At 60.6% G+C, this 25,978-nt stretch carries 27 protein-coding genes; 12 read left to right on the plus strand and 15 right to left on the minus strand.

Annotation, left to right across the window (positions count from 1 at the left end; all coding sequences use genetic code 11):
* Positions 1-2 precede the first annotated feature (2 nt).
* Positions 3-740, minus strand: coding sequence for a substrate-binding periplasmic protein (locus N005_RS17630; RefSeq protein ID WP_047702386.1), 738 nt, complete (start codon positions 738-740; stop codon positions 3-5).
* Positions 741-995: 255 nt separating this feature from the next.
* On the opposite strand from N005_RS17630, the gene N005_RS17635 reads away from it, so the two are divergent.
* Complete coding sequence (locus N005_RS17635) at positions 996-1,448, plus strand: GNAT family N-acetyltransferase (RefSeq protein ID WP_047702387.1); 453 nt, start codon at positions 996-998, stop codon at positions 1,446-1,448.
* Positions 1,449-1,544: 96 nt separating this feature from the next.
* Here N005_RS17635 and N005_RS17640 read toward each other — a convergent pair whose 3' ends face one another.
* The 3 genes from N005_RS17640 to N005_RS17650 are packed head-to-tail and all read right to left on the minus strand — an operon-like array spanning position 1,545 to position 4,515.
* A complete protein-coding gene (locus tag N005_RS17640) occupies positions 1,545-1,841 on the minus strand; it encodes a winged helix-turn-helix domain-containing protein (RefSeq protein ID WP_047702388.1) in 297 nt (98 codons plus the stop codon).
* A 4-nt stretch (positions 1,842-1,845) separates the two neighbouring features.
* Positions 1,846-2,349 (minus strand): M48 metallopeptidase family protein, encoded by a 504-nt coding sequence (locus tag N005_RS17645; protein ID WP_047702389.1) that lies wholly within the window; start codon positions 2,347-2,349, stop codon positions 1,846-1,848.
* A 42-nt stretch (positions 2,350-2,391) separates the two neighbouring features.
* Positions 2,392-4,515, minus strand: a complete 2,124-nt coding sequence (locus tag N005_RS17650; protein WP_047702390.1) for a putative bifunctional diguanylate cyclase/phosphodiesterase — start codon at positions 4,513-4,515, stop codon at positions 2,392-2,394.
* Positions 4,516-4,827: 312 nt separating this feature from the next.
* Here N005_RS17650 and N005_RS17655 point away from each other — a divergent pair, with 312 nt between their 5' ends.
* The 5 genes from N005_RS17655 (at position 4,828) to N005_RS29095 (ending at position 8,177) form a co-directional block, all read left to right on the plus strand.
* A complete protein-coding gene (locus tag N005_RS17655; protein ID WP_047702391.1) occupies positions 4,828-5,499 on the plus strand; it encodes a polysaccharide lyase family 7 protein in 672 nt (223 codons plus the stop codon).
* A 299-nt stretch (positions 5,500-5,798) separates the two neighbouring features.
* Positions 5,799-6,467 (plus strand): polysaccharide lyase family 7 protein, encoded by a 669-nt coding sequence (locus N005_RS17660; protein ID WP_047702392.1) that lies wholly within the window; start codon positions 5,799-5,801, stop codon positions 6,465-6,467.
* A 488-nt stretch (positions 6,468-6,955) separates the two neighbouring features.
* Positions 6,956-7,240: a fructose-bisphosphate aldolase gene (locus tag N005_RS17665; protein WP_047702393.1), complete on the plus strand. Its 285-nt coding sequence runs from the start codon at positions 6,956-6,958 to the stop codon at positions 7,238-7,240.
* Positions 7,241-7,527: 287 nt separating this feature from the next.
* The gene (locus tag N005_RS17670; RefSeq protein ID WP_047702394.1) at positions 7,528-7,800 is read left to right on the plus strand and encodes an I78 family peptidase inhibitor; all 273 of its coding nucleotides are present in this window, start codon (positions 7,528-7,530) and stop codon (positions 7,798-7,800) included.
* Positions 7,801-7,883: 83 nt separating this feature from the next.
* Positions 7,884-8,177 (plus strand): hypothetical protein, encoded by a 294-nt coding sequence (locus tag N005_RS29095; protein ID WP_144402697.1) that lies wholly within the window; start codon positions 7,884-7,886, stop codon positions 8,175-8,177.
* 253 nt (positions 8,178-8,430) lie between these two features.
* On the opposite strand, the gene fba is transcribed toward N005_RS29095, so the two are convergent.
* The 6 genes from fba to tkt all read right to left on the minus strand — a co-directional run bounded on the left by fba (position 8,431) and on the right by tkt (position 14,786).
* Entirely contained in the window at positions 8,431-9,495 is a 1,065-nt protein-coding gene (gene fba / locus N005_RS17675) for a class II fructose-bisphosphate aldolase (RefSeq protein ID WP_047702395.1), read from the minus strand.
* Positions 9,496-9,740: 245 nt separating this feature from the next.
* Positions 9,741-10,073: an MliC family protein gene (locus N005_RS17680; protein WP_047702396.1), complete on the minus strand. Its 333-nt coding sequence runs from the start codon at positions 10,071-10,073 to the stop codon at positions 9,741-9,743.
* A 57-nt stretch (positions 10,074-10,130) separates the two neighbouring features.
* Positions 10,131-10,352 (minus strand): hypothetical protein, encoded by a 222-nt coding sequence (locus tag N005_RS17685; protein ID WP_047702397.1) that lies wholly within the window; start codon positions 10,350-10,352, stop codon positions 10,131-10,133.
* A 31-nt stretch (positions 10,353-10,383) separates the two neighbouring features.
* Positions 10,384-11,547 carry a phosphoglycerate kinase gene (locus tag N005_RS17690; RefSeq protein WP_047702398.1) on the minus strand — a complete coding sequence of 388 codons (1,164 nt, stop codon included), beginning with the start codon at positions 11,545-11,547 and terminating at the stop codon, positions 10,384-10,386.
* Between the two features lie 24 nt (positions 11,548-11,571).
* The gene (epd, locus tag N005_RS17695; protein ID WP_047702399.1) at positions 11,572-12,627 is read right to left on the minus strand and encodes an erythrose-4-phosphate dehydrogenase; all 1,056 of its coding nucleotides are present in this window, start codon (positions 12,625-12,627) and stop codon (positions 11,572-11,574) included.
* A gap of 161 nt (positions 12,628-12,788) precedes the next feature.
* Positions 12,789-14,786 (minus strand): transketolase, encoded by a 1,998-nt coding sequence (gene tkt, locus N005_RS17700; protein ID WP_024778840.1) that lies wholly within the window; start codon positions 14,784-14,786, stop codon positions 12,789-12,791.
* A gap of 255 nt (positions 14,787-15,041) precedes the next feature.
* Here tkt and N005_RS17705 point away from each other — a divergent pair, with 255 nt between their 5' ends.
* The gene (locus N005_RS17705) at positions 15,042-16,037 is read left to right on the plus strand and encodes an ArsR/SmtB family transcription factor (protein ID WP_047702400.1); all 996 of its coding nucleotides are present in this window, start codon (positions 15,042-15,044) and stop codon (positions 16,035-16,037) included.
* Between the two features lie 19 nt (positions 16,038-16,056).
* Entirely contained in the window at positions 16,057-17,247 is a 1,191-nt protein-coding gene (gene metK / locus N005_RS17710) for a methionine adenosyltransferase (RefSeq protein ID WP_047702401.1), read from the plus strand.
* A gap of 224 nt (positions 17,248-17,471) precedes the next feature.
* Here metK and N005_RS17715 read toward each other — a convergent pair whose 3' ends face one another.
* Positions 17,472-18,092 (minus strand): LysE family translocator, encoded by a 621-nt coding sequence (locus N005_RS17715; RefSeq protein WP_047702402.1) that lies wholly within the window; start codon positions 18,090-18,092, stop codon positions 17,472-17,474.
* 207 nt (positions 18,093-18,299) lie between these two features.
* Between N005_RS17715 and ligB the strand changes: the two genes are divergently transcribed.
* Positions 18,300-19,973 carry an NAD-dependent DNA ligase LigB gene (gene ligB, locus N005_RS17720; RefSeq protein WP_047702403.1) on the plus strand — a complete coding sequence of 558 codons (1,674 nt, stop codon included), beginning with the start codon at positions 18,300-18,302 and terminating at the stop codon, positions 19,971-19,973.
* An 89-nt stretch (positions 19,974-20,062) separates the two neighbouring features.
* Positions 20,063-20,458, plus strand: coding sequence for a DUF1090 domain-containing protein (locus N005_RS17725; RefSeq protein ID WP_047702404.1), 396 nt, complete (start codon positions 20,063-20,065; stop codon positions 20,456-20,458).
* A 91-nt stretch (positions 20,459-20,549) separates the two neighbouring features.
* Here N005_RS17725 and N005_RS17730 read toward each other — a convergent pair whose 3' ends face one another.
* Complete coding sequence (locus N005_RS17730; RefSeq protein WP_047702405.1) at positions 20,550-20,999, minus strand: c-type cytochrome; 450 nt, start codon at positions 20,997-20,999, stop codon at positions 20,550-20,552.
* A gap of 125 nt (positions 21,000-21,124) precedes the next feature.
* Between N005_RS17730 and mltA the strand changes: the two genes are divergently transcribed.
* Positions 21,125-22,312: a murein transglycosylase A gene (gene mltA / locus N005_RS17735; RefSeq protein ID WP_047702406.1), complete on the plus strand. Its 1,188-nt coding sequence runs from the start codon at positions 21,125-21,127 to the stop codon at positions 22,310-22,312.
* Positions 22,313-22,463: 151 nt separating this feature from the next.
* Here the strand turns inward: mltA and N005_RS17740 are convergent, their stop codons facing one another.
* Positions 22,464-22,847: an MAPEG family protein gene (locus N005_RS17740; protein WP_047702407.1), complete on the minus strand. Its 384-nt coding sequence runs from the start codon at positions 22,845-22,847 to the stop codon at positions 22,464-22,466.
* 53 nt (positions 22,848-22,900) lie between these two features.
* Positions 22,901-23,734, minus strand: coding sequence for an EamA family transporter (locus N005_RS17745; RefSeq protein ID WP_047702408.1), 834 nt, complete (start codon positions 23,732-23,734; stop codon positions 22,901-22,903).
* A gap of 206 nt (positions 23,735-23,940) precedes the next feature.
* Between N005_RS17745 and N005_RS17750 the strand changes: the two genes are divergently transcribed.
* Positions 23,941-25,110 (plus strand): MFS transporter, encoded by a 1,170-nt coding sequence (locus tag N005_RS17750; RefSeq protein ID WP_047702409.1) that lies wholly within the window; start codon positions 23,941-23,943, stop codon positions 25,108-25,110.
* Here N005_RS17750 and N005_RS17755 read toward each other — a convergent pair.
* Positions 25,061-25,942 carry a formate/nitrite transporter family protein gene (locus tag N005_RS17755; protein WP_047702410.1) on the minus strand — a complete coding sequence of 294 codons (882 nt, stop codon included), beginning with the start codon at positions 25,940-25,942 and terminating at the stop codon, positions 25,061-25,063. The genes N005_RS17750 and N005_RS17755 overlap by 50 nt on opposite strands.
* Positions 25,943-25,978: the final 36 nt, after the last annotated feature.

A 25,978-nucleotide genomic window follows, 5' to 3' on the forward strand; every position in this document is an offset into this window, starting at 1 on the left:
GCTCACATGCCGTGCATTTCCATGATCCGCGCATAACTCCCATCGGCCTTCATCGCGGCGATTTCCCGATCGAACCCCGCCACGATCTGCTCATGCTCCGGGTTCTTCAGGCTGACCAGGATATGCAGGCTGTTTTCGCTCAACGGTTTGGGCAGGAACTCCACGGAATTGCGCACCTTGGGCGATTCGCGAGCCAGGTAATAACGAGCGACATACTCGTCTTCCAGGGTCAACTTCACGCGGTCGGCAGCGACCATGCGCACCGCCATCGCAAAGTTGTGCACAGGGACTTTCTGCAGTTGCTGGTTCTCATCGAACGTCTTGGAATAGGCATAACCGCGAACCACTGCGATGGGATAGTCGTAGAGTTGTTGCAGGCTGTCGAACTGGATCGAAGTCTCCTTGCGCTTGAGGAAGCGCACGCGGTTGAGCAGGTATTCAGCCGAGAACTGGCCTATATGAGTGCGCTCTTCGCTGTACCAGGCGTTGACCAGCACGTCATAACGCCCCTCGCCGATGCCCAGCATCGCCCGGGCCCAAGGTACCTGTTCGAATTCGGTGGCATAGCCGGCACGCGCCAGGGCGGTGCTGACGATATCGGTCGCCAGGCCGCCATTGACCAGCGTCGAGTCGGTAAAAGGCGGCCAGCCATCCGCAACCAGGCGCAATTTCTGCGCACAGGCGTTGTGACCCAGCAATAGCAACCCGATCAAAACAAGAGCTCGATGCAATTGCGGCATGCCATACATCCTTGAAGGTTGCGAAGCTCATGTTTTCAGCCGAAATTCGGGGGGATAAACAGAGACATCCGACCTAACATTAGCTCATTGGAACCGCTGTGCAGCGCTTGGACGAAGATTACATAAAGACGACAATGCTGCGAAAGAAGAATGATGGCAATTTGGTCTTTTTCACAGATTTCGTTCATCCGGGAAAGAGACCTCCAAACACAGCGCACTTAATATCGGCATCAGGTTTTTCAGGAAATTCAGAACATGGACATCGATTGGGTCTGCAAACACCACAGTGACCTGAGCAAGGAACAGCTGTATGCCATTCTCAAATTGCGCGCCGACGTGTTCGTCGTCGAGCAGAACTGCGCCTATCCGGACGTCGATGGGCTGGACCTGGAGGGCGACACCTTCCACCTGATGGCCTGGCGGGATAACCACCTCGTGGCCTATCTGCGCCTGCTCGATCCCCACTCGCAGAACAGCGACGTGGTGATCGGCCGGGTGATCATCGCTCCAGAAGCCCGGGGCCAGGGGTTGGGTCACACCTTGATGGAGCACGGGCTCAAGCACGCCGAGAAGCACTGGCCCGGAACGTCGATTTCATTGTCGGCGCAGGCGCATCTGCAGGGGTATTACGGGCGGTATGGGTTTGAAGTGGTGGGGGTCGAATACCTGGAGGATGGGATCCCGCATATAGGCATGCATCGGCCCTGAGGTCGTCATCGCGAGCAGGCTCGCTCCCACATTGGCATACCTACCCCTGTGGGAGCGAGCCTGCTCGCGATGAGGCCAGCACAGCCACTATCCCTATCAGGGGTATTCGAGCACCGCCTTGATCCGCTGCAGATTGGCCTCGATCCAGCCTCGATCTATCGCTCCCCAATTGCGGATCCGATAACACCCGGCATGGTTGCGAGCACCTTCCTGCTGCTCGAACTCGCACACGATATCCAGGTCCGCCAGCGCCGCGACGGTGTCCTGGGCGGTGCGTCGCGGCATGCCGGTCGCGTCGACGAGTGCCGGGACATTGCTGGCCACGCCGCTGTCGATCAGATATGCAACATACAAGCGGCGATAGAAGCTGCTCTTGGTCTTGCTGACATCCATCCGGTCATTCCTTCGGTTGTTGCAGATCGCGCCAGGTCAGGTACACCCGCAGGTCGAATTCCAGCTGGTGATACCCCGGCAACATGTGCTCGCAGAGTTGGTAGAACGCCTTGTTGTGGTCCGATTCCTTGAAGTGGGCCAGTTCATGCACCACGATCATGTTCAGGAATTCGGGCGCTGCGTCCTTGAACAGCGACGCGATGCGGATTTCCTTCTTCGCCTTGAGCTTGCCACCCTGCACCCGCGAAACCGCGGTATGCAGACCGAGGGCGCGATGGGTCAGGTCGAGGCGGTTGTCGAACAACACCTTGTCGATGGCCGGCGCATTACGCAGATACTGTTGCTTGAGCTCTAGCGCATACGTGTACAGGGCCTTGTCGCTCTGGATCGGATGTCGGCCCGGATAGCGCTGGTGCAGGTAATCACCCAGGCGGGCCTGGACAATCAGCTGCTGCACCTGGGCTTGTAGTGCGGCGGGGTAGGCCTGGAGATACTTGAGCGCGATCATCGGGCAGAAATACTGTGGGAAAAGGCCGCCAGTGTAACGAACTCAGGCGGTTAGCGCGCCCCAGTCAAAGGGTTTGGCAAACGCATCGGTGTCTGCGGCCATCAAGGGTCGCGCCACCAGGAATCCCTGCACATACTCACAACCATGGTCCTTGAGCCATCGATATTGCTCCAGGGTTTCCACGCCTTCGGCGATCACCCGCAAGCCCAATTGCGTGCATAGATCGATCACCGAGGCCGCCAGGGCAGCATCCCGCGGCGAATCCGGCAATCGGGCGATCAGGTGCCGGTCGAGCTTGAGAGTATCGAGTTCAAGGTCGCGCAAATGGGTCAGGGAGCACGGTCCCGAGCCGAAGTCATCCAGCGCCACCCGCACCCCGAGGTGGCGCAACAGCCGCAACTGCTTCTGGGTTTCGTCGGGATTACGCATCAGCGCGTCTTCGGTCACCTCGACCTCCAGCTGTCGGGGCTTCAAGGCATGCCGCTCCAGGACCTGGCGCAACTCGGTCACAAGGTTCGGCATGCCGAACTGGGTGCTGCTCAGGCTCACGCCCAGCACCAGGTCATCGGCGAAATTCCGCTCCCAGACTTTGCGCTGGGCCGCGCTGCGATGATAAATCCAGCTGCCCAGCCGGCTGATCAGCCGCGCTTCCTCCAACAAAGGCAGGAACAGGCCCGGCGGCACATCGCCGACGCTCGGGTGCTGCCAGCGCAATAACGCTTCGAAGCCGCGAATTTGCCCATCGTGAATGTTCACCTGGGGCTGGTAGACCATATTGAAATCGCGGTTCTCGATGGCCGAGCGCACACTTTCCTCAAGCATCAGCCGTGAACGGGCTCGACCGTTCATTTCGTGGTCGTAGAAACGGTATTGCTGGCGGCCGGCGCGCTTGGCTTCGTACATGGCGATGTCGGATGCTCGCAGCAAACCATCAAGATTGGCGCCGCAATCCGGGTACGTGGCAATGCCGATACTGGCGCCCAACGCCACATCCATGCCTTCAATCTGCTGGCAGATCGCGACCCGCTCGATGAGTTTTTCCGCGATCTTGGCCGCCTGCTCCGGGTGCTCCAGATCCAGCAGGGCCGTGAACTCGTCACCGCCCAATCGCGCCAGGATGTCGAAGGGGCGCAGGCAGGCTTTCAACTGCTCCGAGACCCAGCGCAACACCCGGTCACCGGCATCGTGACCCAACGAGTCGTTGACGCGCTTGAAGCCGTCGAGATCCAGGTACAGCAGCACCCAGTTGCTTTCCAGGCGCTCGCTACGCATCAACAGGTTTTCGGCGGTCTGATAAAACCCCCTGCGGTTGAGCAAACCCGTCAGCGGGTCCGTGACAGCCTGGAACTCGAGTTGCTGGTGCAAGTGCCGGACCACCGACATGTCCTGGAGCGTCACCACCATGGCCTTCTGTTCCGAAGGCAGCGGAGCGCAGGACAAGGCCACCGACACCTGTTGGCCGGGGGCGGTACGCAGGACCGCATCATGCAGGCGCCAGGTCTGGCCACGGCAATAGGCGACATGAATATCGGAGTTGACCCATTGTGGAATATGAGGTTTCTGCAGGTAATCCAGGAACGGCGTCCCCTGCAGCTGCTCCGCCTTTGCATTGAGCAGACGGCAAGTCGATGGGTTGGCGAAGCGGATGCAACCGGCCTCGTCCACCACGAGAATCCCTTCGGCAGCGTTATCCAGCACCGAGGCGTTGAACGCCCTGGCCGCTTCCAGGTCCTGGCTCAGGCGCTGCAAGGCACGGCGATTGCGCTGGTGCTCCAGCAACGCCTGGACCTTGGGCTTGAGGATCTGCGGATCGAAGGGTTTGAACAGATAGTCCACCGCCCCACTGGCATAGCCCTTGATCACCGCGTCCTGGGATTGCTCATTGGCGGTCAGGAAAATGATCGGCGTGAGCCGCGTGCGCTGGCTGCCGCGCATCAGGCGCGCCACTTCGAAACCGTCCATGTCCGGCATCTGCACATCGAGCAGAACCAGGTCGATGTCATGTTCGAGCAGCAGGTTAAGCGCCTCGACACCCGAGGCAGCGGTCATGACCTGCCAATCCTGACGCTGCAACAACGCCCGCATGCTGAGCAGGTTTTCAGGGTAATCATCAACAATCAAAAGGACGGAGTTGTCTTCACCAAGCGTAGGTTGCGCGCATTCCATGCTGCTTCTCTTATCGGGGCGCCACGTCCGTTTTACGTCGCAAAACAGACAAATACTGTGTTCTCACTCTAGACCGTGATTTTGAAAAGCAGTAGGTGTCATCACGCCATCATCCCGACAATGCCCAAAATAGCCGACTAACGGTCACCCATCTCGGGCACAGAAACTGCAATAGACCACAGTGACGATCACTTGACGTCAATCATTCGCCGCAAGAACGACAACAAGCTCACACCGGTGCTATCAGGACGCCCCAACTCGCGGGCTAGAGCCTCGCGTTGTTGCGCCCACATTTCACTGCAGGAACTGAACATGATCGACCTTAACACTTGGAACTTGAGCATCCCCGAAGGCAGCCCGGCGATGACCATCGAAACCCCTCGCCTGGCGCAAGGGTTCAAGGATCAGTACTTCAACGCCGAAACCGGCACCGTGTTTTTCTGGGCACCGGTGACCGGCACCAGGACCGAAAACGCAATCTACCCACGTAGCGAACTGCGCGAAACCTATAGCGACGGCACCCTGCGAAACTGGCTGTACTCGGCGGCGGACAACACCCTGCGGGCCACGGTCACCGTCAACCAGGTCCCCAGCAGCGGCAAGGTCGTGATTGGCCAGATCCACACTAAGAACAGCACCAGCCCCATGGTGAAACTGGAATACCAGTACAAAGCCTATAGCGCCTCCGGCAACATCGTCGCCAAGGTACGGATGCGCCCCGATGACGAAACCGGTCAAGTCATCACCGTCGCCACGGGTGTGAAGCTCGATCGTAGTTTCTCCTACATGATCCACCTCAGCCCCAAGGGTGCCCTGGGCATTACCGCGGCGGGATACAACTGGAGAACGACCATCGACCCGAGCTGGAAGGACAAGCCCCTGTACTTCAAGGCGGGTGTGTATGTGCAGGACAACACCGGTTACCCCACCGAAGGTGGAAAAGTGTCGTTCAGTCTGCTGGAAATCAAACACACCGCTCTTTGACGATTGCTCCATCCTTAAAAAGGCATCCGTTTCCGGATGCCTTTTTTTGTCCGTACGCAACGAAGCGCCAAATGGCCATGTGCCAATTGTTCCGAGAAAAATCAGCCTGGCCGACCAACGGTCAGTTGTCTCGGGCACAAAAGCGGCAAATGCAACTCTGACGGACTGTTGACGCCAACCCCCCGCCGTACGAGCGTACCAATTACTCGTGCGCACCCTCTCCTGGCCTCAGCAAAAGCGCGTCTTAGAGCCTCCGGCTGTGGCGTAAATCATTTCTTCTTCTCGGAAAGGATCCGAACATGGTCGATCTTGCAACCTGGAACCTGAGCATCCCCGAAGGCAGTCCGCCGAAGACCATCGAAACCCCTCGGCTGGTGGATGGGTTCCGGGATAAATATTTCAATTCCGAAGGCAGCACCGTGTATTTCTGGTCACCCGTCACCGGTACCAAGACTGAAAACGCGATCTACCCGCGCAGCGAATTGCGCGAAACCTACAGAGACGGCACCTTGCGCAACTGGCTGTATCCCGATGCCGACAATAAATTGAGCGCGACCCTGGTCGTCAATCAGGTACCCAGCAGCGGCAAGATCGTGATCGGTCAGATTCATGCCAAGGACAGCAGCAAACCCATGGTGAAACTGGAATACCAGTACAAGGACGCCAGCGACACCGGCGATATCGTCGCCAAAGTCCGCATGCGCCCCGATGACAGCAAGGGCCGGGTCGTCACAGTCGCCAGCGGGGTGAAACTTTCTCAGGCGTTCTCTTACCGGATCCACCTGGATCGTACCGGCGACCTGGGTATCACCGCGGCAGGTCGTAGCTGGTACACCACCATCAGCTCCACGTGGCGGGTCAAGCCGCTGTACTTCAAGGCTGGCGTGTACGTGCAGGACAACACGGGCTATACCAGCGAAGGCGGGAAAGTGACGTTCAGCAAATTGGATATCGATCACAACACCTGATATCGCCTCAGGCGCCGCAGCGAAATGCTGCGCGCCTGCCCTACTGAAAATCTCGTAGGAATCCGCTCCTTGTAGCGAGGGGATTTATCCCCGCTGGGCTGCGAAGCGGCCCCTCTTCTCGTCAGCCCCACCCCATGCCTCAAGGTTTACGGCGGCTACGCCACCGAGCGGGAGCAAGCTCCCTCGCCAGAGGGGTTGCGGGCGTCCTACAGGTCGGTTGTTGCGCCGAAAATCGCCTTCTATAGTTCGGCTCGTCTGCTGGCTTTGGTCAGGGACAGGGTTTCGCAGCCCGAAAGAGAAATGACTTTGCACCGCAAAATGAAAACTCAGGCAAAATTGCCGACGTTCATTTTATGGCGGTTGTGCGCGGGAGATCTTCGGGTCTGCCGGGTTTGGTCATTCTCGGTCTGCGAACCCACGCGCAACTGCCACCCCTTTTGTTTCGCAGCGAAAAGGTGGCAATTCATTTTCTCCATGGATTCCATCATATGACCACGAACCAAACATTCAGCCGCTTCACCCCACTAACCCCAATCGCCACCACAGAACCCGTCCTGTTCATCGACAGCACGGCCTCACTCCCCGAACTCCACGCCTGCGCCAGCGAACGCCTGCACGCCACACTCGACTACCTGACGCTCATGGCCTGCGCCACCCTGCGCGACTCCGCCGCCGGCGACTTCAATACCCTCACCAATGTCGCCCGGATTCTGGTTCAGGATGTCACCGACGTGTTCGGGGTAATTGAACGACGCGGGCTCGAAGGAAAATAAAAACCCTGTGGGAGCGAGCCTGCTCGCGATGCGCCGGTTCAGCAACATGAAGGGTGACTGACACAGCGCTATTCCGAACAAGCTCGCACCCGTTGAATCTGGCGAGCGGGCGCCTGGCCCTCCAAAACGTCGGAAGCTGCTCTATTTAATATCGAATATTAAATAAGTCAAAAAGTGAAAAAACCTATAAAGAACTGTCATCTATGACAGTAGCTTTCAACATTACAAAGTTTCAGGCTGGCTCCACCCCGCTTGTAAACGGAGGCCCATAGAAAGGGAGCCTATCTATGAAAAATCAATTACTGATCCTTGCATCGACCCTGTTGTTGGGCGCAGCCGCCCATGCGCAGGCCGCCTGCGATGCAACACTCGTCAAGGACCTTATCGGCAAAAGATTCGACGCCGCTACTGAGAAGGATGCAAAGGCTCGAGCGGGAGCGGATATCGTAAGAAGCACACAGCCAGGAGGGATCTTTATGACTAAAGAAGGAAAAAAGGACAATCGTCTCAGCATTATGGTCGACGGGGAAGGCAATATAAAGAGCATCGACTGTAACTAGTAGCAGCGGCGGAAATTCATCAAAAGACAATGATCGTTGACTTAACCATTGTTCAACACCTCTGTAAATAAAGGGAGAAAGACATGGCTATCCAAGAACCAGTATTTCAAAATCCAGCCAGAGATAGCACTAATAACGGGACAAATCCCTATGTCGACGGAACAGCGCAACCTGGCACATTTGTCACAATAATGGAGTCCAACACATACAATGTACTAGCAAAGGTATATTGCGACATTAACGGCCACTTTTCGGCACGCTTGAATTTGAGCGGCATTCATAACCCTAACCCTGGCCGAATGCTTTCAATCGGAGCATATACTGAAAATGGTCAAGAGCAATCTGGTTGGGCGAGAGATCTCCAATTCTATCTTTAATGCTGCCCCCCAAAAATACCTGACCCCACTGGCGATAAAAATAAAAGGGGACGAGTTTATTTAAAAGATAAATTCGTCCCCTTGCCCAACGGGGCGGCCGTATAGCCGGCCTGATTTGGAGTGAAAAGCGTTCATCCTGCGGGAACGATCACAATCAATTGCTCGCCTGGCCTTCTGTAAGTCTCGTAGGAATCTACTCCCATAGCCCATAAAAAAACCCGCACAAATGCGGGTTTTTTCCAAACCAAAAGACTCAGTTGACCTTGGCGTTCAACTCACCCTTCAGATAACGCTGGAACATCGCTTCCAGGGAGATTGGCTTGATCTTCGAGGCCTGGCCGGCAGTACCGAACGCTTCATAACGCGCAATACACACATCACGCATCGCCGTCACGGTCGCGCCAAGGAACTTGCGCGGATCGAACTCGCTCGGGTTGGTCGCCATCAAGCGGCGCATGGCGCCGGTAGACGCCAGGCGCAGGTCGGTGTCGATGTTGACCTTGCGCACGCCGTGCTTGATACCTTCGACGATTTCCTCGACCGGCACGCCGTAGGTTTCCTTGATGTCGCCACCGTACTGGTTGATGATCGCCAGCCATTCCTGCGGCACCGACGACGAGCCGTGCATCACCAGGTGGGTGTTGGGAATGCGCTTGTGGATTTCCTTGATGCGGTCGATCGCCAACACGTCACCGGTGGGCGGCTTGGTGAATTTGTAGGCGCCGTGGCTGGTGCCGATGGCGATGGCCAGGGCGTCGACCTGGGTTTTCTTGACGAAGTCGGCGGCTTCTTCCGGATCGGTCAGCATCTGGCTGTGATCCAGCACGCCTTCGGCGCCGATACCATCTTCCTCACCGGCCATGCCGGTTTCCAGCGAGCCCAGGCAACCCAGCTCACCTTCCACCGAAACACCGCAGGCGTGGGCCATGGCGACGGTTTGTTGGGTGACGCGTACGTTGTACTCGTAGTCGGTCGGGGTCTTGCCGTCTTCGCCCAGGGAACCGTCCATCATCACCGAGCTGAAGCCCAGTTGGATGGAGCGCTGGCAGACGTCAGGGCTGGTGCCGTGGTCCTGGTGCATGCACACCGGGATGTGCGGGAACTCTTCGATTGCCGCCAGGATCAGGTGACGCAGGAATGGCGCACCGGCGTATTTGCGGGCGCCAGCCGAAGCCTGGACGATTACCGGAGAGTCGGTCTTGTCAGCGGCTTCCATGATGGCGCGCATCTGCTCAAGGTTGTTGACGTTAAAGGCTGGGACGCCATAGCCGAACTCGGCTGCGTGGTCCAGCATCTGACGCATGCTGATAAGTGCCATTGTGTGTCTCTCCCGGTCGAGGGTCGTTAATCGTGCCAGCCTGCCGTAGCGGCGGCGGCTATTCAAGTCATTGCGGGCAAGGGGTTAGCCTCGGCCGCGAATTCGGTGTTACCTGTATCTTCAGTGTTCACAGAACCCTGTGGGAGCGAGCCTGCTCGCGATAGCGGTAGATCAGTCGACATCCGATTGGATAATATATCGCTATCGCGAGCAGGCTCGCTCCCACATGGGTCCATGGGCTTCAATTACTGCGCCTTGCAACCCCGGCCAATCAAATCATTGGTGGCAACCCAGTAGGCCAGGCCTTCGTCACCGTTGATGTGAAACGCCAGCATGTCATCGCTGTACAGCGCGCCCGACGCGCCCGGCTCCTGCTTCAGGCGGTAAACCTGCTCGGCCCCGCCGAGGCGTACATCGACGGCCTTGCGGGTGGCGTCGGTATAGCGCCAGAGCACCTTGGCCTCGCTGTCACAGGTCCAGGTCGTCCACCCCGCCACAGGTTCGGATGCGTTCGAAAAACCCAACTGCGCACAACCGGCCAGCGATGCCAATGCCACAACGGCGATCAAGCCTTTCATCCGTGTTCCTCGACCGGCGGCGCATGCCGCCAGCCATGAGTTAAAGGGTCAGACCCGTCAAGGACAACCATGTTCCTTGGTCGGGGTTTGCGTTTCGTATTTGTCCAGACCGTCCGGCCCGGAGCGCTTGTTCAGCACCGGGTTGGTTTCCGCCTGCCAGTCCGCCTGGTAGCAGCCTGGCTCCGGATCGCCGGTGGCCGGTTCCGGCGTCGCTGGCGGGTGACTCCCGCAAGCGGCCAGGGCCCCGGTCAGCAACAAAAGCGTCCACGTCTTGACCATAAAAACACTCCCTTGCCTGGTCAATGCAGCCTCAGGCCTTGGCCCGGCTTTCCAGGACTTCTACCGCTGGCAGCACCTTGCCCTCGACGAACTCGAGGAACGCACCGCCGCCGGTGGAGATGTAGGAGATCTGTTCGGCCACGCCATATTTGTCGATGGCCGCCAGGGTGTCGCCACCACCGGCGATGGAAAACGCAGCGCTGTCGGCGATGGCCTGGGCCAGGACCTTGGTGCCGTTGCCGAACTGGTCGAACTCGAACACACCGACCGGGCCGTTCCACAGGATAGTCCTGGAAGATTTCAACAATTCGGCAAAGTTGGCCGCTGTCTGCGGACCGATGTCCAGGATCATGTCATCGGCGGCCACGTCAGCGATGGCCTTGACGGTCGCAGCGGCACTCTCGGCGAATTCCTTGGCGACCACCACGTCCACCGGCAACGGCACGCTGACCTTGGCGGCGATTTCGCGGGCGGTGTCCAGCAGATCCGGTTCGTAAAGGGACTTGCCGACCGGGTGACCGGCTGCGGCGAGGAAGGTATTGGCAATGCCGCCGCCGACGATCAGCTGGTCGCAGATCTGGCTCAGGCTGTTCAGCACGTCGAGTTTCGTCGACACCTTGGAGCCGGCGACGATGGCCGCCATCGGCTTGGCCGGTGCGCCCAGGGCCTTGCCCAATGCATCCAGCTCAGCAGCCAGCAGCGGGCCGGCCGCGGCGACCTTGGCGAACTTCGCCACACCGTGGGTCGAACCCTCGGCACGGTGGGCGGTGCCGAAAGCGTCCATCACGAACACGTCGCACAAGGCGGCGTATTGCTGGGCCAACTCGTCGGCGTTCTTTTTCTCGCCCTTGTTGAAGCGCACGTTTTCGAACAGCACGACATCGCCGGCCTTCACGTCGACGCCGCCCAGGTAATCAGCCACCAGCGGCACTTCGCGCCCTAGGGCACGGCTCAGGTAGTCGGCCACGGGCTTGAGGCTGTTTTCGGCCGAGAACTCGCCTTCGGTCGGGCGGCCCAGGTGGGAGCAGACCATCACGGCCGCACCTTTTTCCAGGGCCAGCTTGATGGTCGGCAGCGAGGCCAGGATACGCGCGTCGCTGGTGACAACACCGTCCTTGACAGGGACGTTGAGGTCTTCGCGGATCAGTACGCGCTTACCTTGCAGATCGAGGTCGGACATCTTCAACACGGTCATGGGTCGCAATTCCTGGGTAACTGTTTAGAGAGCAGGTTTTTTGGAAGCGGTTTGCAGGTAATGCTCGGCAACATCCAGCATTCGGTTGGCAAACCCCCATTCGTTGTCGAACCAGGCCAGGATATTCACCAGCCTCGGGCCGGATACACGGGTCTGGCTGGCATCGACGATGGCCGAATGGGGGTCATGGTTAAAATCACAACTGGCATGAGGCAACTCGGTATAGGCCAGCAGGCCTTTGAGCGGGCCGCTGGTAGCGGCTTCGCGCAGGATCCGATTGACCTCGGTGGCGTCGGTATCGCTCACGGTCTGCATCGTCATATCGAGGCAGGACACGTTGACCGTCGGCACTCGCACGGCTTTGGCCTGAATTCTCCCCGCAAGTTCCGGCAGCAGCCGTTCAATGCCTCGCGCCAGACCAGTGGACACCGGAATCACCGACTGGAACGCCGAGCGGGTGCGGCGCAAGTCTTCGTGATGATAGGCGTCGATCACCGGCTGATCGTTCATCGCCGAATGGATAGTGGTGATCGACACGTATTCCAGGCCAATGGCCTGATCCAGCAAGCGCAACAGCGGCACGCCACAATTGGTGGTGCAGGAGGCGTTGGAGACCAGCAACTCGCGGCCGGTCAGGCAATCCTGGTTGACGCCGTAGACGATGGTGGCATCTACATCCGCTTCACTGGCCATCGGCTGGGAAAACAGCACCCGTGGAGCACCGGCAGCGAGGAAACGCTCACCGTCTTCGCGGGTGTGATAGGCGCCGGAACACTCGAGCACCAGATCGACGCCGAGGGACGCCCAATCGATGCCTTCGGGAGTGGCACTGCGCAGGACTTTCACGCAGTTGCCATTAATGTGCAGACAATCGTCCTCGACCCGTACTTCGCCGGGAAACCGGCCATGGGTGGAGTCGAAGCGTGTCAGGTATTCGATGCTGGCCATATCGGCCAGATCGTTGATGGCCACGATTTCGAAACCCGCCTCTGCCCCTCGCTCGAACAACGCACGCAAGACGCAACGACCAATCCGGCCGTAGCCGTTGAGTGCAACTTTGTAGGGACGCGGTTGGGGCATGAGGGCTCTCTGACCAGGTGAATCCATTAAGACAGGGTTGCCTGAACCACCGCTATCGCGAGCAGGCTCCCTCCCCCAGGGGGGTTGATGGCGATCGGTGGAGATCCTTGTGGGAGCGAACTGGCTCGCGATGGCGTCAGAACAGGCAACCTATTTGCAGATCAGTCTTCCAGCAATTCTTCAGCCTGACCCAGGATGTTTTCCAGGGTGAAACCGAATTCCTCGAACAACGCCGGGGCAGGCGCCGATTCGCCGTAGGTGGTCATGCCGATCACGCGGCCTTCCAGACCCACGTACTTGTACCAGTAGTCGGCATGAGCAGCCTCGATGGCGATCCGGGCGCTGACCTGCAGCGGCAATACCGATTGCTTGTAGCCGGCGTCCTGGGCATCGAACACGCTGGTGCAAGGCATGGACACTACGCGCACGTTGCGGCCCTGCTCGGTCAGTTTGTCGTAGGCCTGGACCGCCAGGCCGACTTCGGAACCGGTGGCGATCAGGATCAGCTCAGGCTCGCCGATGCAATCCTTGAGCACATAGCCGCCACGGGCGATCTCGTCGATCTGGCCGACTTCGCGAGCCTGATGCTGCAGGTTCTGGCGGGAGAAGATCAGCGCCGACGGGCCGTCGTTGCGCTCGATCGCGTACTTCCAGGCCACCGCCGATTCCACGGCGTCGCATGGACGCCAGGTGTCCAGGTTCGGGGTGCAGCGCAGGCTCGCCAATTGCTCGATCGGCTGGTGAGTCGGGCCGTCTTCGCCCAGGCCGATGGAGTCGTGGGTGAAGACGTAGAGCACGCGCTTCTTCATCAAGGCCGACATGCGTACGGCATTGCGGGCGTATTCCATGAACATCAGGAAGGTAGCGCCGTAAGGCACCAGGCCGCCGTGCAGCGCGACGCCGTTCATGATCGCGCTCATGCCGAACTCACGAACGCCGTAGTACATGTAGTTGCCGCTGGCATCTTCGGCGCTGACGCCCTTGCAGCCTTTCCACAGGGTCAGGTTGGAGCCGGCCAGGTCGGCCGAACCGCCCAGCAGTTCCGGCAGCAATGGACCGAAAGCGTTCAGGGTGTTCTGGCTGGCCTTGCGGCTGGCAATGGTTTCGCCCTTGGCCGCGACTTCGGCGATGTAGGCCGAGGCTTTTTCGGCGAAGTCGGCAGGCAGCTCACCGCTGAGGCGACGCACCAGTTCGTTGGCCAGCGCAGGGAATTCGGCGGAATAGGCAGCGAAACGCTGATCCCAGTCGGCTTCGAGGGCACGGCCTTTTTCCTTGGCGTCCCATTCGGCGTAGATGTCCGCCGGGATTTCGAACGGACCGTGTTCCCACTTCAATGCAGCGCGGGTCAAGGCGATTTCCTCGGCACCCAGGGGGGCGCCGTGGCAGTCTTCCTTGCCCTGCTTGTTCGGCGAGCCGAAACCGATGGTGGTCTTGCAGCAGATCAGGGTCGGCTGGGCGCTCTTGCGGGCCGTCTCGATGGCGGTCTTGATCTCTTCCGGATCGTGGCCGTCAACATTGCGGATCACCAGCCAGTTGTAGGCTTCGAAACGCTTCGGCGTGTCATCGGTGAACCAGCCTTCGACTTCACCGTCGATGGAAATGCCGTTGTCGTCGTAGAACGCGATCAGCTTGTCCAGGCCCAAGGTACCGGCCAGGGAGGCGACTTCATGGGAAATGCCTTCCATCATGCAGCCATCACCGAGGAACACGTAGGTGTGGTGATCGACAACGTTATGCCCTGGACGGTTGAACTGTGCTGCCAGGACTTTTTCCGCCAGGGCAAAGCCCACGGCATTGGCCAGGCCCTGGCCCAGTGGGCCGGTGGTGGTCTCCACGCCCGGGGTGTAGCCGTATTCGGGGTGGCCCGGGGTGCGGCTGTGCAATTGGCGGAAGTTCTTCAGGTCATCGATCGACAGGTCGTAGCCGGTCAGATGCAGCAGCGAGTAGATCAACATCGAGCCGTGGCCGTTGGACAGCACGAAGCGGTCACGGTCAGCGAACGATGGATTGCTCGGGCTGTGCTTGAGGTAGTCGCGCCACAGCACCTCGGCGATATCCGCCATGCCCATCGGGGCACCTGGGTGGCCGCTGTTGGCTTTCTGCACGGCATCCATGCTGAGGGCACGAATGGCATTGGCACGCTCACGACGGCTGGGCATCGCTGATCTCCTGGGTTTGAATAACGAAACTGAAAAAAGGCGTGCATTTTCCCTCACCCACCCGCCCGGGGCAATGACAGATAGTCATCCAGAGCGGTTTTTCCGGTGGATAAAGTCGCTTTCGCCAGGTGAAACCTTTCCGCTGATGGTTTGTAGAGTAAAGCCCGTTTCCGGAAGTGCCATTTATCGAGCAATATCAAAACTTTTTGATATTGACCTTGCGAGGAACCGGACCCATCACTAGACTGCCGCCCTATGAACTTACGCGTGCCGTCCATTCGCCATGAAGACAGCGATGAGCTGGCGGCCCTTTGCAAGGCCGGCGGCGATCCGTTGCGGCTCAATGTATTGCGCGCCCTGGCCAACGATTCGTTCGGCGTATTGGAGCTGGCGCAGATTTTCGGCATCGGCCAGTCCGGCATGAGCCATCACCTCAAGGTCCTGGCCCAGGCCGACCTGGTGGCAACCCGCCGCGAAGGCAACGCCATTTTCTATCGCCGCGCCCTGCCCCACACCGAGCTGTTGGGCGGCAAGCTGCATGCGGCATTGCTGGACGAAGTGGACGAGTTGCACCTGCCGGCGGACGTGCAGGCCCGCATCGCCCAGGTGCATGGGCAGCGGGCCGCCGCCAGCCAGGACTTTTTCGCACGGGTAGCGGAAAAATTCCGGGCCCAGCAGGACCTGATCGCGGGACTGCCGCAATACCGTGAGAGCGTCGTGGCACTGCTCGACAAGCTGAGCTTCGAGCCTGCCGCCACCGCCATTGAAGTCGGCCCCGGCGACGGCGCTTTCCTGCCGGAACTGGCGCGGCGCTTCAGCCAGGTAACGGCACTGGACAACAGCCCGGCCATGCTCGAACTGGCGCGCCAGGTATGCGAACGCGAACAGCTGACTCATGTCAGCCTGCAATTGGCCGATGCCTTGGAGGGTGTGAACCTGCGGGCCGATTGCGTTGTATTGAACATGGTACTGCACCATTTTGCCGCACCGGCCGATGCGCTCAGGCACATGGCCGACCTGCTGCAACCAGGCGGTAGCCTGTTGGTGACAGAGTTATGCAGCCACAACCAGAGTTGGGCCAGGGAGGCCTGCGGTGATCTCTGGTTGGGGTTTGAACAGGACGACCTGGCCCGTTGGGCCACCGCTGCGGGCCTCGTGCCCGGGGAAAGCCTCTATGTAGGCTTACGTAATGGTTTCCAGATCCAGGTTCGCCATTTTCAGCGACCGGCTGGCGACACTCACCATCGGTAACTTGTAGGAAAACATCGAGATGAGCGAATACTCCCTTTTCACCTCCGAGTCCGTGTCTGAAGGGCATCCGGACAAAATCGCCGACCAGATTTCTGATGCGGTGCTGGACGCCATCATTGCTGAAGACAAGTTCGCCCGCGTGGCGTGCGAGACTCTGGTGAAAACGGGCGTGGCGATCATCGCCGGCGAAGTCACCACCTCGGCCTGGGTCGACCTGGAACAGATCGTCCGCGACGTCATTCTGGGCATCGGTTACAACAGCTCCGACGTCGGCTTCGACGGCGCGACCTGCGGCGTGATGAACATCATCGGCAAGCAATCGGTGGACATCGCCCAGGGCGTTGACCGCAGCAAGCCGGAAGACCAGGGCGCCGGCGACCAGGGCCTGATGTTCGGCTATGCCAGCAACGAAACCGACGTGCTGATGCCAGCGCCGATCACCTTCTCGCACCAACTGGTGCAGCGCCAGGCCGAAGCCCGCAAGTCCGGCCTGCTGCCGTGGCTGCGTCCGGATGCCAAGTCCCAGGTCACCTGCCGCTACGAAAACGGCAAGGTGGTGGGTATCGACGCTATCGTGTTGTCGACCCAACACAACCCTGAAGTTTCCTACAAAGACCTGCGCGAAGGCGTGATGGAGCTGATCGTCAAGCACGTGCTGCCTGCCGAGCTGTTGAACAAGGACACCCAGTTCCACATCAACCCGACCGGCAACTTCATCATCGGTGGCCCGGTAGGCGACTGCGGCCTGACCGGTCGCAAGATCATCGTCGACAGCTACGGCGGCATGGCCCGTCACGGCGGTGGCGCCTTCTCCGGCAAGGATCCATCGAAGGTTGACCGTTCGGCGGCCTACGCCGGTCGCTATGTGGCCAAGAACATCGTCGCCGCCGGCCTGGCCGAGCGCTGCGAGATCCAGGTTTCCTACGCCATCGGCGTTGCCCAGCCTACGTCGATCTCCTTGAACACCTTCGGCACCGGCAAGATCGGCGACGACAAGATCATCAAACTGGTCCGTGAAGTGTTCGACCTGCGTCCGTACGCCATCACCACCATGCTTGACCTGCTGCACCCGATGTACCAGGAAACCGCAGCCTACGGCCACTTCGGTCGCACGCCGCAAACCAAGACTGTCGGTGGCGATACGTTCACCACCTTCACCTGGGAAAAAACCGACCGCGCCGACGCCCTGCGCGCCGCTGCCGGCCTGTAATACCTGCTGTCATGAAAAAGCCCCTGGCGACTTGGTCGCCAGGGGCTTTTTCATGCTTGGTATCAACTGACACACCGCGTTTTGTGGCGAGGGGATTTATCCCCGCCGGGCCGCGCAGCGGCCCCATATGGTTGAACGGACGGCCTGATACCTCCAGGCAGACTTTAGGGCTGCTGCGCAGCCCAGCGGGGATAAATCCCCTCGCCACAAAAGCCAGCAGACCTTCAGGAACGCCGCGCCACCAGCAGGAACGAAGCCGCGCTCGCCAACAGTCCCGCACACATCCGGTTGAACAGACGCTTGCCGCTGGGTCGGGCAAACAACTTCCGCGCATAGATGCCCATGTAGCAATACAACCCGATGGCAATGCACTCCAACGCCAGGAACAACCCGCCCAGCACGGCGAACTGCTGGGTGACGGTACCCGAGCGGTCAACGAATTGCGGCAGAAACGCGGTAAACAACAGGATCGCCTTGGGATTGCCGATTGCGACCAGGAACTCCTGGCGCGCCAGTTGCCCCATGCCCTTCGAACCCATCGCAGCTTCGCTACCGGCCTCGGGTCGGGCCCGCCACAGTTGCACGGCGAGGTAGAACAGATACCCGGCCCCCAAGAGTTTGATCCCCAGGAACAACAACTCCGAGGTATGCAGCACGGCGGTCAGTCCCACCGCTGCCAGGGCAATCATGATGGCGAACGCCAGCAGCCGGCCAATACCGCCGCTGCACGCCCGGACGAAGCCATAACGCGAGGCGTTGCTGATGGACAACAGGTTATTGGGACCTGGCGCCATGTTCAGGGCGAAACAGGCCGGAATGAAAACAGCGAGTGTCGTCAGGTCCATCGGGTGCACTCCTGGCAGCGTGGATCGGGGGATCCATTCTGCGCCGGCCAGCGATGGGTTCAAGAGACAGTTGCACGATCAAATCGCGCCCCACTGTACCGCCATAGCAGTGCCATCAGGCTCGGCAAAATCCGGTAACCATCCGACCCTCGCCTCCTCCGTGTCAGTGGCTAGCCTTCAGGCACACCACCCAGCAAGGATGCTTCGATGCTGCCGCTATTGTGTGCCCTCGCCGTTTTAATACTCATCCCCATTCCCGTCATCGCCGGCCCTTGCCCCGACTGGCCTGACGAACGAGCCCGGGCGGAGGTCGCGGGCCTGCAAGGGCAAATCGACGCCTGGGACGACAGCTATCACCGCCTCGGCCGTTCGTTGGTCGCCGACGAGCTTTACGATCAATCCCGTAGGCAGCTGGACCAATGGCGCAACTGTTTCGATCTTGCGGTAACCGCTGACCCGCTGCGCTCGGCGGCCGGCAAAGTGCGCCATCCGATCCCTCATACGGGCCTGGACAAACTGAAGGATGCCGACGCCGTGCGGGCCTGGCTGCAAAATCGGGAAGACATCTGGGCCCAGCCGAAAGTCGACGGTGTAGCAGTCACCCTGATCTATCGCGAAGGTCGCCTGCATCAGGCGATCAGCCGCGGCGATGGCATTCAAGGCCATGACTGGACGCCGACGGCGCGCAAGATCGGCGCCATTCCCCAACGCCTGCACCGGCCTTTGGACCTGCTCGTTCAGGGAGAGTTGTACTGGCGACTGGACAAGCATGTGCAGGCCAGGGATGGCAGTCTCAATGCCCGCTCAACCGTGGCGGGTTTGATGGCCCGCAAGGACCTGACGACTGATGAAGCCTCGGGTATCGGCCTGTTCCCCTGGGACTGGCCCGAAGGGCCCGCCACCCTCCCCGAACGGGAGGCCGCATTGAATGCCCTGGGCTTCACCGACACCAGCGGCTACAGCCAACCCGTCCAGGCCGCGACCGACGCCGAACGCTGGCGCGATCACTGGTATCGCACGGCGCTGCCATTCGCCAGCGACGGGATCGTCCTGCGCCAGAGCCGCCGACCGCCTGCCGAGCGCTGGCAGGCCAAGGCGCCGTTCTGGGGCGTGGCCTGGAAATACCCCTACGCCCAGGCACTGGCCGAAGTGCGCAAGGTGCACTTCAAGGTCGGGCGCACCGGGCGCATCACTCCGCTGCTGGAACTCGAACCTGTCATGCTCGACGACCGGCAGATCCGCCGGGTAAGCGTCAACTCCCTCAAGCGCTGGGAGGACCTGGACATCCGTCCCGGAGACCGGGTAGCCATCAGCCTGGCCGGGCTGACCATCCCGCGACTCGATGGCGTTGTGTTGCGCGGCGTCGAACGGCCGGACATCACGGTCCCTGTGGCGGCGGACTATCACCCGCTGAGTTGCTGGCAACCGACGCCCGGCTGTGAAAGTCAATTCCTGGCGCGCTTGAGCTGGCTCAGCGGCAAGCACGGCCTCGCCCTGCCCCATGTGGGCCTCGGAACCTGGGAAAAACTCCTGGCAGCGGGCCGACTCGACGGATTGCTGGATTGGATGACCCTCGATGCCGCCGAGCTTGCTAACATGACCGGCTTCGGCGAACGCAGCAGCGCCCGCCTGCTCGTCAGTTTCCATGGCGCCCGACGACGCCCGTTCGGTCAATGGCTCAAGGCCCTTGGCTTACCGCCCGCCGGAGCGGCCAGGCTGGATGGGCCGTGGGCGGTACTGGCCGAACGGACTACCGAACAATGGCAAGCTGAAGTCGGCATCGGGCCAGGACGCGCCGCGCAACTGAGCGCTTTCTTCCGCGACCCGCACGTGCTGGCGTTGAGTGAAGTATTACGGGCTGCCGGGGTCGAAGGTTTCTGACATTGTCCCGCGCAGTTGAACCCAAGGGGCGAACCTGCGTTCCAACAGCGCATCTGGACCGACCGCTCGCGAGTTTTTACGGAGTTGCTATGAATTTCCTGCCCCCCTTTGCCTTGCTGGTCCTATGCGCCACCCTGGCCGCGCCCTCGATGGCGGACGAGCAGACCCCGGAGCTTACCGGTTGCGCAGCCAAGCGCCAGGGCATCATCAACCAGATCGAACTGGCCAGGTCCCGCGGCAATGCAGACCAGCAGGCCGGCCTGGAAACCGCCCTGAATGAAGTCACCACCCATTGCACCGACGCGTCCCTGCGCAAGGAGCGTGAAACCAAGGTGCTCGACGCCAAGCACGAAGTCAGCCGCCGCCAGGCCGACCTGGAAAAAGCCATGAAGAAAGGCGATCCCGAGCGGATCAACAAGCGCAAGGACAAGCTGGCAGCCTCCCGCAAGGAACTGCAGGAAGCGGTGGATGAATTGGATAAATAAGCGGCAAGTTTCGAGCTACAAGCTGCAAGTAACGGCGGATCGCGAGCCCTTCACTTGCAGCTTGTAGCTGGTAACTTGAAGCTGCCCCACCTCAATGATCCCGAAACTCCTTATGACAGGCACTGCACGCATCCTCGACCTTCTGCACCGCCGGCCCCAGGTAACTGGCGCTGTAGGGCTGGACCTTGCTGGCCGTCACCAACTCCCCGGTGGCCGCTTCAAGACTGTGGGCCAGTTCCTGGAACCGCGCCTGTTTCTGCCAGACTTCATCCCGGGCGCTGGTGTGGTCCTGCTCGCGTACTGGCGGGAAGTGTTTCCACGGCTCGCGGGACAGCTGGTCAAGCTGCACGGCACCCTCGGCGAAGCGGGCACCGTCGAACGGGATCCGACCACGCAACATACCGCCCAACTCTTCGTTGGTCTTGAGCATTTGCTTGAAAATCGCCTTGCGCTGGCCCAGTGGGGAGTTGGGATCGACACCGCCGCAGGCGGACACCATCAGGCAGGCCAGCATGACCATGGAAAATCGTTTTACAAACATCTTGGCCTCGGAACAGGAAACGGCGGTTAGTATCCTCGGGTCATCGGCAAAGACCAATGGCCCTATTCACAATACGGGTTGTTCGAATGCCTGACAGCGTTCGAACGACTGCAAGGAAAAATTTCATGAACAGCCGCTTCAAGACCTGGCACAAAGGCCTGGCATTGACCCTACCGCTGATCGCGCTGCTATCCGGCTGCAATCGCGGTGAAAAGGTCGAAGAGCCCCAGACTCATGCCCTTGCCACTTATGTCAGCACCCCCTGGGAAGCGCTGCCGGCGGTCTCCGATGAAGACCTGCTGGCCGGTTTCGGCTCCTGGCGCAGCGCTTGCACCCGGCTCAAGGCCGACGCGACCTGGGGAGCCACCTGTGCAGCGGCGGCCAATGTGCCGCAGTCCGCTCCCGCTGTGCGCAATTTCCTGAAACAGAACCTGGACGTCTACGGCTTGCGCTCGGGAGACAACAGCCCCAATGGCCTGATCACCGGGTATTACGAGCCGGTCTACCCGGGCAGCCTCACCCAGACCGCCAGCGCCAACATCCCGGTGTACGGCGTACCGGACGACATGATCATCGTGGCGCTGGACAGTCTCTACCCCGAGCTCAAGGGCAAGCGTCTGCGCGGTCGCCTCGAAGGCCGGGTACTCAAGCCCTACGACGACGCAGCCACCATCGAGACCAACGGCGTGAAGGCGCCCGTGATCGCCTGGCTGACGGACCCGATGAACCTGCAATTCCTGCAGATCCAGGGCTCGGGCCGTATTAGGCTCGATGACGGTCGCCAGTTGCGCATTGGCTATGCCGACCAGAACGGCCACCCTTACCGGCCAATCGGACGCTGGCTGGTCGAACAGGGCGAGCTGAAGAAGGAAGACGTGACCATGGGCACCATCAGTGCCTGGGCCAAGGCTCATCCGACGCGGATTCCCGAACTGCTGGGCAGCAACCCCAGCTATGTATTTTTCAACCGCAACCCCGACAGCAACGAAGGCCCACGGGGCTCGTTGAATGTGCCGCTGACCGCCGGCTATAGCGTGGCGGTGGACCGCAAGGTCATCCCGCTGGGCAGCCTGTTATGGCTCTCCACCACCCGCCCTGATGGCAGCGCATTGAACCGACCGGTAGCGGCCCAGGACACCGGCGGCGCCATTGCCGGCGAAGTACGGGCGGACCTGTTCTGGGGCACCGGCGAAGCCGCGGGGCAATTGGCCGGCGACATGAAGCAACAGGGGCAGATCTGGATGCTGTGGCCCAAGGGCATGGCGTTGCCGCAAGTGCCGCAGGTGGCGAATGCCGTCACCGCGAATCCCTGAGCAGGGCTCTGCCTGTGCCGACGCCTTCGCGAGCAGGCTCGCTCCCACATTGATTTCGGTGCTCACAAAATAGATGTCCACTGGAGATCCACTGTGGGAGCGAGCCTGCTCGCGAAGGGGCCAGCACGGCCCCAGGATTCAATAGCCAGGCTCAGACAGAAACACAGAAGAAACTGACGATCAGCCCCACTCCCACGAACCACACCAGCGAACGCAGAATCGCCCAGTCCGCCAGGTAGCAGATGATGTACAGCAGGCGGCTGGTGATGAACAACACCGCCAGCACATTGATGGTCACCAGCTCGGCATTGCCGGCCAGGTGCGCAACGATCACCGCGGCAGCGAATGCCGGGGCGATTTCAAAGCTGTTGAGCTGCGCGGCATAGGCGCGCCGGGGAAAACCCTCGAGGGTCTCCAGGAAGTCCCGAGGATCGTGGTTGTCTTGCAACCGGTATCTTCCGCCGATCTTGGCGATGGCGATACACAGGTAAGGCAGGATGATCGCGATCAAAATACACCACAGGGCAACCGTCATGACGCAGTTCCTTCTTTGAGTTTCAGGGGGGAATCGAAAAATCGGGGAGTCGCTCAGAATTTCATCACCAGCATGCCAATCAGCACCAGCCCGCAGGCTAAGAGCCGCGGCCGACCGAAAGGTTCTTTCAGGTAGCGCATGCCGAACAGCACCACCAGGATCACACTGATCTCCCGCAGCGCCGCCGCTTCGGCGATCGACCCCAGTTGCATGGCCCAGAGCACCAGAGCGTAGCTGAACAAGACGCAGAGCCCGACTGCCAACCCGAGCCTCCACTGTTCACGCCAGAACCGCCCGAAGGCCGGTCGCTTGCTCACCACGGCCAACAGCGGGAATGGCCAGGCGCAGAACAGGGTGATCCAGACCAGGTAGTCCAGCGGATGGGACCAACGCCGCAGGGCCTGGCCATCGATGTAGGTGTAGCAACCGATACACAAGCCGATCAGCACCACCACCGGCAGCATCGACCAAGGCAATCGCTCGCCGCCGCCACCCTGCCACAGCAGGCACAGCATGCCGAACGGGATCAGCAAAATGCCGAGGGTCTGCTGGGTCGTCAGTACCTCGCCGGCAAAGACCAGCGTCAGGGCCAATACCACCAGCGGTGACAAGCCGCGCATCAACGGATAGACCAACCCCAGGTCTCCGACCCGATACGCCTGGATCAGCAGATAGCGATACAACAGCTCGAAGGCTGCCGACGCCAGGATCCACGGCCAGATGTCCATCGGTGGCAACGCCACGAAGCCCAGGGCCGACACAGCGAACAGCAGCGCGACGCTGTCCATGCATGCCACTACCAGAAGACGCTCGCCGCTGAATTTGATCAACGTATTCCAGGCGGCATGCAGCAGCGCAGCCACCAGCACCAAGGCCGTTGCAAGCAAGGCACACTCCTTATCCCACCGGGCAGCTGCGCAATGAATGGGTTCGCGATCCGTTCGCAGCTGTTTATACTGCAAACGACCACGCCGCACTCAGTTGCGCATAAGCCAATTCCAATAATTCTGCCGCCGCCCCCTCCATTCGAGCCAGGGTAACGGCATGCGTATGCCTGATCAGAGCGTCAAGACTACAGACAGAGACCTCACGCATGCCACTCGCCTTGCTTGCCTTGGCCGTTGCCGCTTTCGGCATCGGCACCACTGAATTCGTCATCATGGGTTTGCTGCCCGATGTCGCCCGCGACCTGGCGGTGAGTATTCCCCAGGCCGGCCTGTTGATTACCGGCTATGCCCTGGGCGTGGTGTTCGGCGCGCCGATCCTGGCGGTCGGCACCGCCAACATGCCGCGCAAGGCGACATTGCTGGGCATGACGCTGATGTTCATCCTGGGCAACATGCTCTGCGCCCTGGCACCGAACTACGCGACGCTGATGGCCGCCCGCGTCATCACCGCGCTATGCCATGGTGCATTTTTCGGCATCGGTTCCGTGGTGGCGGCTGGGCTGGTGGCGCCGAACAAACGCGCCCAGGCCATCGCCATGATGTTCACCGGCCTGACCCTGGCCAACGTTCTTGGCGTCCCGCTGGGCACCGCGCTGGGGCAATACGCCGGCTGGCGTTCGACCTTCTGGGCGGTGTCGGTGATCGGCGTCATCGCCGCCATCGCCCAATGGCTGTGGCTGCCCAGGGAAATCCCCATGGAGAAGGCCAACCTGGCCAGCGAGTTCAAGGTGCTGGGCAAGACCAGCGTGCTGCTGGCCCTGGGTATGAGCGTATTGGCGTCTACCAGCCTCTTCAGCGTATTCACCTACATCGCACCGATTCTCCAGGACATCACGGGGGTCAGCCCCCACGGCATCACCCTCATGTTGCTGTTGTTCGGGGTCGGCCTGACGGCGGGCAGTTTCCTTGGCGGGCGCCTGGCGGACCGGCGCCTGCTGCCGTCACTGGTGGGCATGGCCCTGGCCGTGGTGCTGGTGCTGGCCGCGTTCAGCCAGACCAGCCGCTCGGTGATACCGGCAGCCATCACGTTGGTGCTGTGGGGGATCTTCGCCTTCGCCCTGTGCCCGATCCTGCAGTTGCTGATCATCGACCAGGCTCATGAAGCGCCGAACCTGGGCTCGACGCTGAACCAGAGTGCCTTCAACCTGGGCAATGCGGCTGGCGCCTGGATCGGCGGGCTGGTGGTCGGCAGCGGGGTCGACCTGGCCGAGCTGCCCTGGACCGGGGCCCTGGTCGCCGGATTGACCGTGCTGACGGCCCTGTACTTCATTCGTCACCAACGTCGCCTGGGCGCTCCGGTGGGGGTGGCCGATTAGGCGTGCCGCTCTCGCTGCGCACTTGCGCGTGGCTGAGCAGCGCAAAGATGAAGCTGCCACCGATGATGTTTCCCGCTAGGGTCGGCGCGGCGAACACCAGCCAGAAGTCTTCCCATGACAACTGTCCGGCGAATACCAGATACGACACTTCGGCGGAGCCGACGACAATATGGGTAAAGTCGCCAAGCGCCATCAGGTAAGTGATGAGGATAATGATCCACATCTTGGCACTTTCCATGGAGGGGATCATCCAGACCATGGTGGCAATCATCCAGCCGGAAATGATGCCCTTGGCGAACATCTGACGGGTGTCGTTTTCCATGACCTTGCGACCGATCTCAAGGAAAGCCAGGTCGGTGCGCCGGTCGAAAATCGGCAGATGCAGCATCACGTAGGCCACCAGCAAGGTGCCGCACAGGTTGCCCACCAACACGATGCCCCATAGCCGCAACAGCCTACCGAAATTGCTTAGGGTGGGTTTGCTCATGATCGGCAGCACGGCGGTCAGGGTGTTTTCGGTGAACAACTGCTGGCGGGCCAGGATCACTGCGAGAAAACCGGCGCAGTAGCCGAAACTGGCAATCACCTTGAAGGCCTCTCCCTCCGGCAATCGGGAATTGAGCAGCCCCATTGCCATCAGCGACAAGCCCATGGTCAACCCGGCCGCCAGGGCCGACCACCAGAGCGCGGCGACACTGCGCTCCAGCTCCTGATTGCCCTGGGTGCGGATGATTTCATGCAGCACCGCGGCCCGCGGCGGCTGGTTACGGTCGACTTCGTGTTTTTCCTGGGCGGAAAGGTCAGGGGTCTTGCCGTCGTCGTGGGTGTCCATAGCGCTCCTGAACCGGTGGCGTGATGAATCTACGAC

It is taken from the genome of Pseudomonas mediterranea CFBP 5447, from assembly GCF_000774145.1.
Classification (GTDB): Bacteria; Pseudomonadota; Gammaproteobacteria; order Pseudomonadales; family Pseudomonadaceae; genus Aquipseudomonas; species Aquipseudomonas mediterranea.

Coding starts and splice junctions, on each gene's coding strand:
- N005_RS17630 (WP_047702386.1), bottom strand. CDS start 740: ATGCCGCAATTGCATCGAGCTCTTGTTTTGATCGGGTTGCTATTGCTG.
- N005_RS17635 (WP_047702387.1), top strand. CDS start 996: ATGGACATCGATTGGGTCTGCAAACACCACAGTGACCTGAGCAAGGAA.
- N005_RS17640 (WP_047702388.1), bottom strand. CDS start 1,841: ATGGATGTCAGCAAGACCAAGAGCAGCTTCTATCGCCGCTTGTATGTT.
- N005_RS17645 (WP_047702389.1), bottom strand. CDS start 2,349: ATGATCGCGCTCAAGTATCTCCAGGCCTACCCCGCCGCACTACAAGCC.
- N005_RS17650 (WP_047702390.1), bottom strand. CDS start 4,515: ATGGAATGCGCGCAACCTACGCTTGGTGAAGACAACTCCGTCCTTTTG.
- N005_RS17655 (WP_047702391.1), top strand. CDS start 4,828: ATGATCGACCTTAACACTTGGAACTTGAGCATCCCCGAAGGCAGCCCG.
- N005_RS17660 (WP_047702392.1), top strand. CDS start 5,799: ATGGTCGATCTTGCAACCTGGAACCTGAGCATCCCCGAAGGCAGTCCG.
- N005_RS17665 (WP_047702393.1), top strand. CDS start 6,956: ATGACCACGAACCAAACATTCAGCCGCTTCACCCCACTAACCCCAATC.
- N005_RS17670 (WP_047702394.1), top strand. CDS start 7,528: ATGAAAAATCAATTACTGATCCTTGCATCGACCCTGTTGTTGGGCGCA.
- N005_RS29095 (WP_144402697.1), top strand. CDS start 7,884: ATGGCTATCCAAGAACCAGTATTTCAAAATCCAGCCAGAGATAGCACT.
- fba (WP_047702395.1), bottom strand. CDS start 9,495: ATGGCACTTATCAGCATGCGTCAGATGCTGGACCACGCAGCCGAGTTC.
- N005_RS17680 (WP_047702396.1), bottom strand. CDS start 10,073: ATGAAAGGCTTGATCGCCGTTGTGGCATTGGCATCGCTGGCCGGTTGT.
- N005_RS17685 (WP_047702397.1), bottom strand. CDS start 10,352: ATGGTCAAGACGTGGACGCTTTTGTTGCTGACCGGGGCCCTGGCCGCT.
- N005_RS17690 (WP_047702398.1), bottom strand. CDS start 11,547: ATGACCGTGTTGAAGATGTCCGACCTCGATCTGCAAGGTAAGCGCGTA.
- epd (WP_047702399.1), bottom strand. CDS start 12,627: ATGCCCCAACCGCGTCCCTACAAAGTTGCACTCAACGGCTACGGCCGG.
- tkt (WP_024778840.1), bottom strand. CDS start 14,786: ATGCCCAGCCGTCGTGAGCGTGCCAATGCCATTCGTGCCCTCAGCATG.
- N005_RS17705 (WP_047702400.1), top strand. CDS start 15,042: ATGAACTTACGCGTGCCGTCCATTCGCCATGAAGACAGCGATGAGCTG.
- metK (WP_047702401.1), top strand. CDS start 16,057: ATGAGCGAATACTCCCTTTTCACCTCCGAGTCCGTGTCTGAAGGGCAT.
- N005_RS17715 (WP_047702402.1), bottom strand. CDS start 18,092: ATGGACCTGACGACACTCGCTGTTTTCATTCCGGCCTGTTTCGCCCTG.
- ligB (WP_047702403.1), top strand. CDS start 18,300: ATGCTGCCGCTATTGTGTGCCCTCGCCGTTTTAATACTCATCCCCATT.
- N005_RS17725 (WP_047702404.1), top strand. CDS start 20,063: ATGAATTTCCTGCCCCCCTTTGCCTTGCTGGTCCTATGCGCCACCCTG.
- N005_RS17730 (WP_047702405.1), bottom strand. CDS start 20,999: ATGTTTGTAAAACGATTTTCCATGGTCATGCTGGCCTGCCTGATGGTG.
- mltA (WP_047702406.1), top strand. CDS start 21,125: ATGAACAGCCGCTTCAAGACCTGGCACAAAGGCCTGGCATTGACCCTA.
- N005_RS17740 (WP_047702407.1), bottom strand. CDS start 22,847: ATGACGGTTGCCCTGTGGTGTATTTTGATCGCGATCATCCTGCCTTAC.
- N005_RS17750 (WP_047702409.1), top strand. CDS start 23,941: ATGCCACTCGCCTTGCTTGCCTTGGCCGTTGCCGCTTTCGGCATCGGC.
- N005_RS17755 (WP_047702410.1), bottom strand. CDS start 25,942: ATGGACACCCACGACGACGGCAAGACCCCTGACCTTTCCGCCCAGGAA.